8 protein-coding genes are annotated in these 6,935 nt (G+C 77.6%); all 8 read left to right on the forward strand.

Translation table 11 applies throughout. The features are described from left to right. Window positions 1-763: glycosyltransferase family 2 protein (locus ACOV8S_RS04850; protein WP_448316279.1), on the forward strand; the 763-nt coding region annotated here is incomplete at its 5' end. Continuing rightward, on the forward strand, window positions 760-1,320 hold the full coding sequence (locus tag ACOV8S_RS04855; RefSeq protein ID WP_448316280.1) for a D-glycero-alpha-D-manno-heptose-1,7-bisphosphate 7-phosphatase: 561 nt from the start codon (window positions 760-762) through the stop codon (window positions 1,318-1,320). The genes ACOV8S_RS04850 and ACOV8S_RS04855, both read left to right, overlap by 4 nt. Continuing rightward, window positions 1,317-2,321 carry a glycosyltransferase family 9 protein gene (locus ACOV8S_RS04860; RefSeq protein ID WP_448316281.1) on the forward strand — a complete coding sequence of 335 codons (1,005 nt, stop codon included), beginning with the start codon at window positions 1,317-1,319 and terminating at the stop codon, window positions 2,319-2,321. Before ACOV8S_RS04855 ends, ACOV8S_RS04860 begins: the two co-directional genes overlap by 4 nt. Continuing rightward, complete coding sequence (locus ACOV8S_RS04865; protein WP_448316282.1) at window positions 2,318-3,268, forward strand: glycosyltransferase; 951 nt, start codon at window positions 2,318-2,320, stop codon at window positions 3,266-3,268. Before ACOV8S_RS04860 ends, ACOV8S_RS04865 begins: the two co-directional genes overlap by 4 nt. Further along, window positions 3,265-4,506: a glycosyltransferase gene (locus ACOV8S_RS04870; RefSeq protein ID WP_448316283.1), complete on the forward strand. Its 1,242-nt coding sequence runs from the start codon at window positions 3,265-3,267 to the stop codon at window positions 4,504-4,506. The genes ACOV8S_RS04865 and ACOV8S_RS04870 overlap by 4 nt, the downstream gene beginning before the upstream one ends. Next, window positions 4,506-5,246, forward strand: a complete 741-nt coding sequence (locus ACOV8S_RS04875) for a D-sedoheptulose-7-phosphate isomerase (protein WP_448316284.1) — start codon at window positions 4,506-4,508, stop codon at window positions 5,244-5,246. Before ACOV8S_RS04870 ends, ACOV8S_RS04875 begins: the two co-directional genes overlap by 1 nt. Further along, window positions 5,239-6,699 carry a D-glycero-beta-D-manno-heptose 1-phosphate adenylyltransferase gene (gene rfaE2 / locus ACOV8S_RS04880; protein WP_448316285.1) on the forward strand — a complete coding sequence of 487 codons (1,461 nt, stop codon included), beginning with the start codon at window positions 5,239-5,241 and terminating at the stop codon, window positions 6,697-6,699. The genes ACOV8S_RS04875 and rfaE2 overlap by 8 nt, the downstream gene beginning before the upstream one ends. Next, a partial coding sequence (locus tag ACOV8S_RS04885; RefSeq protein ID WP_448317353.1) for a glycosyltransferase family 9 protein occupies window positions 6,585-6,935 on the forward strand: 351 nt, incomplete at its 3' end. The genes rfaE2 and ACOV8S_RS04885, both read left to right, overlap by 115 nt.

Here is a 6,935-nt window from a genome sequence, read left to right on the forward strand (position 1 = left end):
CGGTGATCTGGTCGCACCAGTGGGGGCCGACCTGGACGTCGTCGTCGAGGTCGGCCCCCACTGGTGCGACCAGATCACCGAGGACCTGGCCACCGCCGAGCCCGGCACCGGCGGCATCCAGGGCGTGATCGCCGTGCCGCTGCCCGGCGAGCGCCGCCCCACCGACTGGGAGCGCGCCACCGCCTCACTCGCCCAGGCCCTGTGGATCACCGCCGACATGGTCTACCGCGCCGAAGCCCTCAAACAGGTCGGCGGGTTCGACGAACGCTTCCCCCGCGCCTTCCGCGAGGACGCCGACCTGGCGCTGCGCGTCCTGGGCGCCGGCTGGCAGATCCGCCGGGGCCGGCGCACCACCCGTCACCCGGTGCGGCCCGCCGACCGCTGGGTCTCGCTGCGCCAGCAGCGCGGCAACGCCGACGACGCGCTGATGCTGCGGCTGCACGGCGCCGACTGGTGGAAGCAGGCGGCCGCCCCGCGCGGCCGGATCCGCCGCCACCTGGCGGTCACCGCGGCCGGCGCGGCGGCCTGCCTGCTCGCCGCCGCCGGACGCCCGAAGGCCGCCTCGCTGTCCGCCCTCGGCTGGGCGCTGGGCACCGCCGAGTTCGCCTGGGCGCGCATCGCGCCCGGGCCGCGCACCCGTGACGAGGTGGTCACCATGCTGGTCACCAGCGTCCTCATCCCGCCCGCCGCGGTACGCCACCGGCTGGAGGGCCTGTGGCGGCACCGCGACGCCCGGCCCTGGCAGGAGGTGGCCGGCCCGTGACCCCCGCCACCGCCGTCCTCTTCGACCGTGACGGCACCCTCGTCGAGGACGTCCCCTACAACGGCGACCCTGAGCAGGTCCGCCCGATGCCCGGCGCCGTCGAGGCGCTGGCCCTGCTGCGTGAACGAGGCCTGCCCGTCGGGGTGATCACCAACCAGTCCGGCATCGCCCGCCGCCTGCTCACCCGGGCCCAGGTCGACGCCGTCAACGCCCAGGTGGAGAAGCTCTTCGGGCCCTTCGACGTGTGGGAGATCTGCCCGCACGGCCCCGAGGACGCCTGCCCCTGCCGCAAGCCCGCCCCCGGCATGGTGGAGTCCGCCGCCGCCCGCCTCGGCGTCCCCACCGGACGCTGCGTGGTGATCGGCGACATCGGCGCCGACGTCGAGGCCGCACGGCGCGCCGGGGCGCGCGCCGTCCTGGTGCCCACGGCGGCCACCCGCGTCGAGGAGATCGAGACCGCCCCCGCGGTCGCCCCCGACCTGCTGAGCGCGGTCCGCCTGGTGGTCGCCTACCTCGACTGCGCCGGGCAGACGGTCGAGGCGGGGAGGCCCGCATGAGAGTCCTGGTGGTCCGGCTCGACAGCTTCGGCGACGTGCTGCTCGCCGGGCCCGCCGTCCGCGCGGTCGCCCGCCGCGCCGACGAGGTGGCCCTGCTGTGCGGCCCGCGCGGCGAGAGCGCCGCCCGGCTGCTGCCCGGCGTGGACCGGGTGATCGTCTGGGACGCGCCCTGGGTCGGCCTCGAGCCGCCGCCGGTGGACCGCGCCGACATCGCGCGGACCGTCGACCGGATCGCCGCCTTCGGCGCCGACAGCGCGCTGGTCCTCACCTCCTTCCACCAGTCGCCGCTGCCCACCGCCCTGCTGCTGCGCCTGGCCGGGGTCGGCCGGATCGCCGCCGACAGCGAGGACTACCCGGGCGCCCTGCTCGACGTCCGCCACCGCCGCGCCGGCCACGACCACGAGGCCGAGGCCGCGCTCCGGTTGGCCGAGGCCGCCGGCTTCCCGCCCGCCGAGGACGACGACGGGCGCCTCGCCGTCCTGCCGCCCCCGGAGACCAGCGCGCTCACCGGACCCGAGCCCTACGTCGTCCTGCACCCCGGGGCCAGCGTCCCGGCCCGCGCCTGGGCCCCGGAGCGCTGCGCCGAGGCGGTCCGCGAACTGGCCGCCGCGGGACACCGGGTGCTCGTCACCGGCGGGCCCGGCGAGCGCGAGCTGACCGCCGGAGTGGCCGGACGGCACGGCCTCGACCTCGGCGGCCGCACCGACGCCGCGACCCTGTCCGGCGTGCTCTCCCGCGCCCGGGCCGTGGTCACCGGCAACACCGGACCCGCCCACCTCGCGGCCGCCGTCGGCACGCCCGTGGTCTCGCTGTTCGCCCCCGTGGTGCCCGCCGGACGCTGGCGCCCCTGGGGCGTCCCGCACCTCCTGCTCGGCGACCAGGAGGCGCCCTGCGCCGACAGCAGGGCCCGCACCTGTCCGCTCCCCGGCCACCCCTGCCTGAACACGGTGACCGGGCTCGACGTGCTCGCCGCGGTGGAGAAAGTGATGGTGTCCCGATGAGGATCCTGATCTGGCACGTGCACGGCTCGTGGACGACCGCCTTCGTCCAGGGCCCGCACACCTACGTCGTGCCCGTCACCCCCGACAGGGGACCGGACGGGCTCGGCCGGGCCCGCACCTTCGACTGGCCGGACTCCGTGGTCGAACTGCCGCCGCGGGACCTGCGGGACGCGGGCATCGACCTCGTCGTCGTGCAACGGCCGCACGAGATCGAGCTGGTGGACCGGTGGCTCGGCCGCCGGCCGCCCGTGGTCTACCTCGAGCACAACGCCCCCGACGGCGACGTCCCCGACACCCGTCACCCCGCGGCCGACCTGCCCGGCGTCACCCTCGTCCACGTCACCCACTTCAACCGCCTGATGTGGGACGCCGGTTCCACGCCGACCACGGTCATCGAGCACGGCATCGTCGACCCCGGGCCGCTGTGGACCGGCGAGCTCCCGCGCGCCGCCGTGGTGGTCAACGAGCCGCTGCGCCGCGGCCGGACCACCGGCATCGACCTGCTCCCGCAACTGGCCCACGCCGCCCCGCTCGACGTCTTCGGCATGGGCACCCGCGGCCTCGCCGAGGCCCTCGGCGTCGACCCCGAGCGCTGCCGCGACCACGAACTCGCCCAGCGCGACCTGCACGCCGAGATGGCCCGCCGTCGCGTCTACGTGCACCCCGTCCGCTGGACCTCCCTGGGGCTCTCCCTGCTGGAGGCCATGCACCTGGGGATGCCGGTGGTCGCCCTCGCCACCACCGAGGTGACCGAGGCGGTGCCCGAGGACGCCGGAGTCGTCTCCAACCGCCTCGACGTCCTGACCGACGCCGTACGGGAGTTCGTCGCCGTCCCGGACCACGCCCGGGCCGTCGGCGCACGTGCCCGCGCGGCCGCGCTCGCCCGCTACGGGCTGCCCCGCTTCCTCGACGACTGGGAGCGGCTGCTGAAGGAGGTGACCCGATGAGGATCGCCATGGTGTCCGAGCACGCCAGCCCGCTCGCCGCACTCGGCGGACCCGACGCCGGGGGCCAGAACGTGTACGTGGCCCGCCTGTCCGAGGAGCTGGCCCGGCGCGGCCACGACGTCACCGTCCACACCCGCCGCGACGACCCCGGCCTGCCCGACCGGGTGCGGATGCCGGCCGGCACCGTCGTCGACCACGTGGGCGCCGGGCCGGCCGAGCCCATCCCCAAGGACGAACTCCTGGCCCACATGCCGGAGTTCGGAGAGCACCTGGACCGGGTGTGGGCGCGCGAGCGGCCCGACGCCGTGCACGCCCACTTCTGGATGTCGGGACTGGCCGCCCGCGACGGCGCCCGCCCGCACGGCATCCCCGTCGTCCAGACCTTCCACGCCCTCGGCACCGTCAAGCGCCGCCACCAGGGCGCGCTGGACACCAGCCCCGTCCAGCGCCTGTCGCTGGAACGCCGGCTGGGCGCCGACTGCGACCGGGTGATCGCCACCTGCTCCGACGAGGTCGCCGAACTCGCCGCCATGGGCGTGCCGGGCGACCGGGTCTCGGTGGTGCCCTGCGGCGTCGACACCACCGAGTTCCGTCCCGGACCCGACCTGACCGGCGCGCCCGGGCGCCGGCACCGGCGCCGGCTGCTGGCCTGCGGACGCCTGGTGCCGCGCAAGGGCTACGACCGGGCGGTGCACGCCCTCGCCGAGATCCCCGACACCGAACTCCTTGTGGTGGGCGGCCCGTTCGCCTGCCGCACCGAGAACGCCACGGAACTCGCCGACGCCGTCCCCGAGGCGGCCCGGCTGCTCGCCCTCGCCGAGGAGCTCGGTGTCGCCGACCGCCTCCGGATGCTCGGCGCGGTCTCCCGCGACCGGATGCCCGCCCTGATGCGCAGCGCCGACCTGGTGCTGTGCACCCCCTCCTACGAACCCTTCGGCATCGTCCCGCTGGAGGCGATGGCCTGCGGCGTCCCGGTGCTCGCCACCGACGTCGGCGGACACCGCGACAGCGTCGCCGACCGCACCACCGGCCGGCTGGTCCCGCCCCACGACCCCGGGGCCCTGGCCGCGGCGGCCCGCGAACTGCTCGACGACGACGCCCTGCGCCGCGCCTACGGCGCCGCGGGCCGCGCCCGCGTACTGGACCGCTTCACCTGGCGGCGCGTCGCGGACGGCGTCGAAGAGGTCTACCGCCAGGTGGCGGCGGGCCGCGAACTCTCTTCCTCGGAGGTGGCGTGATGGACATGCGACCGGTATCCGCCTCGGGCGGCCACTGCGACGCCCTCGACCAAGCCCTCGGCGCCTTCCGCGCCCGGGCCCCGCACACCGTCGACCGCTGGGGCGAGCTGCTCGCCGCCGTCCTCACCGGCGGCGGACGGCTGCTCGCCGCCGGCAACGGAGGCAGCGCCGCCCAGGCGCAGCACCTCACCGCCGAACTCGTCGGCCGCTACCGCGACGACCGGCCCCCGTTCTCCGCGATCGCCCTGCACGCCGACACCTCCAGCACCACCGCCATCGCCAACGACTACGGCATCGACGAGGTGTTCGCCCGCCAGGTCCGCGCGCACGGACGCGACGACGACATCCTGATGCTGCTCTCCACCAGCGGCGCCAGCGCCAACCTGCTGGCCGCCGCCGAGGCCGCCCGCGAGTCCGGTCTCCACGTGTGGGCGCTCACCGGCCCGGCCCCCAACCCGCTGGCCGCCGCCGCCGACGAGGTGCTCGCCGTCGAGGCGCCGTCCACCGCCACCGTCCAGGAACTCCACCTGGTCGCCGTGCACATGGTCTGTGAGGCGTTCGACGCCGCCCTGGAACGCGGCTGGGGCGCCAAGGGCCGCCGCCGCACCGAGGCGGCCACCGCCCCGGACCGCACGACCGTGCCCGCCCGCGGCGCCGGCGGCGGCCCGCACGCCCTGCAGGCCGGACTGATCCGGCGCACCCCCGACGACCTGCCGCGCGGAGGCCGCCGGCATGAGTGAGAAGGTGAACGCCCCCCTGGTCGTCGTCGGCGACGCGCTGCTCGACCGCGACCTCGCCGGAACCGCCGACCGGCTGGCGCCCGACGCCCCCGTGCCGGTGATCGCCGACTGCGCCGAACGGCTGCGCCCCGGCGGCGCGGCCCTCGCCGCGTACCTCGCCGCCCAGGACGGCCGCCCGGTCACGCTGATCACCGGACTCGGCGACGACCCCGCCGCCCGCCGGCTGCGGCGGCTGCTGGAGCCGGCCGTGCGGGTGATCGCGCTGCCCGTCACCGGCCCGCTGCCGGAGAAGACCCGGCTGCTCGCCGAGCACCGGCCGGTGGCCCGCGTCGACCGGGGCGACGGCCGGGCGGCCGGCGCCACCGAGGAGGCCCGGGAGGCGATCCGCTCCGCGCACGCCGTCCTGGTTTCCGACTACGGCCGCGGAGCCGCCGAGGCGCTGCGCGACACCCTCGCCGAGCGGCCGCCCGAGGTGTGGGACCCGCACCCGCGCGGCGCCACGCCGGTCCCCGGGACCCGGCTGGTCACCCCGGCCGAGAAGGAGGCCCGCCAGTTCGCCGAGGGCGGCGCCGGGGAGGACCTGCGCACCGTCTCCCGCGGAGCCGCCGCCCTCGTCCGCGCCTGGCAGGCCGCCGCCGTCGTGGTCACCCTCGGCGCGCGCGGCGCCCTGCTGTCCTACGGCGACAACCCGCTGCTCTTCCCCGCGCCCACCGCCCACGCAGGCGACCCCTGTGGCGCCGGCGACCGCTTCGCCGCCACCGCCGCCGGGCACCTGGCGGACGGGGCCCTGGTCGAGGAGGCGGTGGCCCGGGCGGTCTGTGCCGCCACCGAGTTCGTCGCCACGGGCGCCGCGGGGGCGCTCGGCCTCGCCGCCGCGGAAGCAGCCGCACCCGCCCACGCCGACGCGGGCGACGCCGCCCCGCGCGTCCGAGGCCGGGCGCCGCGCCGCCTCGCGCCCCGGGCCGGGGAAGAGGACCCGTGCGCCCTGGCCGGGAAGGTCCGCGCGGCCGGCGGGACCGTGGTCGCGGCGGGCGGCTGCTTCGACCTGCTGCACGCCGGCCACGTCGGCCTGCTCGAGGAGGCCCGCCGCCTCGGCGACTGCCTCGTCGTCTGCGTCAACTCCGACACCTCGGTGCGCCGCCGCAAGGGCGACGGCCGCCCGGTCAACCCGCTCGCCGACCGGGTCCGCGTGCTCAAGGCGCTGGCCTGCGTCGACGCGGTCGCCGTCTTCGACGAGGACACCCCCGAACAGCTCCTCGCCCGGCTCCGTCCCGACGTGTGGGTCAAGGGCGGCGACTACGCCGGGGCCGACCTGCCGGAGGCGGCCCTGCTCGAGGAGTGGGGCGGCCAGGCCGTCCTGCTGCCCTACCTGGACGGCCGGTCCTCCACCCGCCTCGCCGCCCGGGCCGCCGCCGCGGTCGCCGCCGCACGGGACGCGGGAGGCCCGAGGTGACCCGCCATCGTGTGCTGGTGCTGCGCGCCCTGGGTCTCGGGGATCTGCTGGCCGGGATCCCCGCGCTGCGCGGCCTGCGCCGGGCCCACCCGGAGTCCGAGATCACCCTCGCCGCGCCGGCCGAACTCGCCTGCCTGGCCCAGGAGTCGGGCGCGGTCGACCGCCTGCTGCCCGCCTCCGCGCCGGGCCGAGCGGTGCCGGCCGCCCTCGACTGGGCCGGGCCGCCGCCCGACCTC

The sequence above is a fragment of the Streptomyces sp. CO7 genome (assembly GCF_053474865.1).